This window comes from Stenotrophomonas sp. HMSC10F07 (genome assembly GCF_001807895.1).
Taxonomy (GTDB): Bacteria; Pseudomonadota; Gammaproteobacteria; order Xanthomonadales; family Xanthomonadaceae; genus Stenotrophomonas; species Stenotrophomonas sepilia.
Genome location: NZ_KV791360.1, coordinates 74,129 through 76,946 on the forward strand (window position 1 = coordinate 74,129; position 2,818 = coordinate 76,946).

General features: G+C 68.1%; 2 protein-coding genes. Both read left to right on the forward strand.

What is annotated here, in order from left to right; genetic code table 11:
* Nucleotides 1–111: 111 nt before the first annotated feature.
* Nucleotides 112–1,044: an MBL fold metallo-hydrolase gene (locus tag HMPREF3114_RS07285; protein ID WP_053498771.1), complete on the forward strand. Its 933-nt coding sequence runs from the start codon at nt 112–114 to the stop codon at nt 1,042–1,044.
* A gap of 105 nt (nt 1,045–1,149) precedes the next feature.
* Nucleotides 1,150–2,802 carry a M28 family metallopeptidase gene (locus tag HMPREF3114_RS07290; protein ID WP_053498772.1) on the forward strand — a complete coding sequence of 551 codons (1,653 nt, stop codon included), beginning with the start codon at nt 1,150–1,152 and terminating at the stop codon, nt 2,800–2,802.
* Nucleotides 2,803–2,818: the final 16 nt, after the last annotated feature.

Consider the following 2,818-nt stretch of genomic DNA (forward strand, 5'->3'; position numbering starts at 1 on the left):
CCCGAGGTTGCCGGCCAGCGGCCGGCACTACCCGACCAAAGCCGCATCGAACCCGGGCCGCCTGCGCGCCTACCATGGGCGTCTGTTCCCGAGACTGCCAGGTGCGTGCCGATGACCGCCGACCCCAGCATCCACACGATCGATACGGGCTTCCAGCGCCCGGACTTCGACGCGGCCTACCTGATCGTTGAAAACGGCCGCGCGGCCTTCGTCGACTGCGGCACCGGCCTGTCTGTGCCGGCGATGCTGCAGGCGCTGGCGGATGCCGACCTGGGTGTGGAAGCGGTGGATTGGTTGCTGCTCACGCACGTGCACCTGGACCACGCCGGCGGCGCCGGACTGCTGATGCAGCAGCTGCCCAACGCAAAGGCGGTGCTGCATCCGCGCGGTGCGCCGCACATGATCGACCCGACCCGGCTGATTGCGGGTGCGACGGCGGTGTACGGCGCCGAGGAGATCGCGCGCAGCTACGGCCGCATCGAGCCGATTCCCGAACACCGCGTGGTGGTGGCCGAAGACGGCCACCGCATCGATCTCGCTGGCCGCGAACTGGTGCTGCTGCACACGCCGGGCCACGCACTGCACCATTATTGCGTGTGGGATGCGCGCAGCCGCAGCTGGTTCACTGGCGATACGTTCGGCATCTCCTACCGCGAGCTGGACAGCGCGCAGGGCGCTTTCATCTTCCCGACTTCCTCGCCGGTGCAGTTCGACCCGGAGGCGATGAAGGCCTCGATCCGACGCATGCTGGGCTACGCCCCGCAGGCGATGTACCTGACCCACTATGGGCGCGTGCAGCAGGTGGAAAAACTGGCTGCGGACCTGTTCGAGCAGATCGATGCGATGGCCGCGATCGGCCGCCAGTGCGATGGCCGCCCGGACCGCCACCGCTGCCTGCTGGCGGCACTGCAGGCGCTGTACCTGGAACGGGCGCAGCAGCATGGTTGTGCGCTGGACGATGCGGCGGTGATTGCCGTGCTGGCGATGGACATCGAACTCAACGCACAGGGCCTGGCCTGCTGGCTGGATCGCATCAGCAGGTAGATCCACGCCATGCGTGGATGACACAGGCCCAAGCCGCGCCGTGGTGTCACGACCACGTTACACTCTGGTGACTTCCAAGCTAGCCGTGGTACTGCCGTGAATCCGATGCGCGTGTTGCTGCTGTCGTCCTGCCTGTTTGTCGGTGGCCTGGCCCATGCGGCCAACGACCTGCCGGGTGGCGGCATCGATCCGCAGGCACTGTCGCGGCATGTGCGTGTGCTGGCGTCGGATGAGTTCGAGGGCCGCGCACCGGCCACCGAGGGCGAAGAGCGCACGGTGCAGTACCTGATCGAGCAGTTCCGCAGCTATGGCCTGCAGCCGGGCGGCGTGGACGGCAGCTGGGTGCAGCCAGTGCCGCTGGTGCGCGCGCAGCTGGAGGGTGAGGCCAAGGCCAGCCTGTCGCTGAAGCAGGGCAAGCGTGCGCTGGCCAATGGCGTGGACGTGACCCTGCAGAGCCTGCAGCCGCGCAAGCGCGTGCAGATCAAGGATGCACCGTTGGTGTTCGTCGGCTACGGCATCGACGCACCGGAACGCCACTGGAACGACTACAAGGACGTGGACCTGCACGGCAAGATCGCCGTGGTGCTGATCAACGACGCCGACTTCGAGGCCGACGCGCCGGGCGCGTTCGATGGCAAGGCGGTGACCTACTACGGCCGGTGGACCTACAAGTTCGAGGAAGCCGCACGCCGGGGTGCCGAAGGCGTGCTGATCGTGCACGAGACCGCGCCGGCCGCGTATGGCTGGGCCACGGTAAAGAGCTCGGGCACTTCGCCGCTGTTCGACATCGAGCGCGGCCACGCCGAAGCGATGGCGCAGCACACCCCGCTGCGCGGCTGGATGCAGCGCGAGCTGGCCGAGGCGATCTTCGCCGACGCCGGCCTCGACTTCGATGCGGAGAAGCGCAAGGCGATGCGTGCCGACTTCCGCCCGGTGGCACTGGACAACGCGAAATTGAGCGTGGATTTCGCGCTCAAGCGCGAACAGGTGGTGACCCGCAACGTGGTCGCCAAGCTGCCCGGTGGTGAACATGCTGACGAGGCCGTGATCTTCTCCGCGCACTGGGATGCGTTCGGCATCGGTCAGCCCGACGCCAAGGGCGACCGCATCCGCCGCGGTGCGATCGACAACGCCACCGGCGTGGCCACGGTGCTGGAGCTGGGTCGGGTGTTCGCTGCCGGCCCGCAGCCACAGCGCACGCTGTACTTCGTGGCGCTGACCGCTGAAGAGAAGGGCCTGCTGGGGGCCAGCTACTATGCTGCGCACCCGCTGGCGCCGCTGGACAAGACCGCTGCGGTGCTGAACATCGAGATGTTCAGCCCGGATGGCCCGACCCGCGACATTGCCTCGTGGGGCAAGGGCCGGGTGTCGTTGGAAGGCGATCTGGAGCGCGTGGCCAAGGCCCGTGGCCGCAGCTACAGTCCGGACCCGAACCTGGAAGCCGGCTTCTTCTACCGTGCCGATCATTTTGCCTTCGCCCGCCTGGGCGTGCCGGCGATCACCATCGGCCCGGGCCTGGACAAGCTGGACGGTGGCGTTGAAGGCGGCCGCGCGCTGCGCGAAAAGTACTTCGCCGACTGCTACCACCAGGCCTGTGATGCCTGGACGCCGAGCTGGGACCCGAGCGGCCACGCTGCCGACACGCTGCTGGTCTACGACCTGGGTGCCGAGCTGGCCAACAGCCGCCGCTGGCCGACGTGGGAAAAGGAATCGGAGTTCCGCGGCGCGCGCGACAAGAGCGAAGCGGCCCGCCGCTGAGTAATGCCGGCCGCTG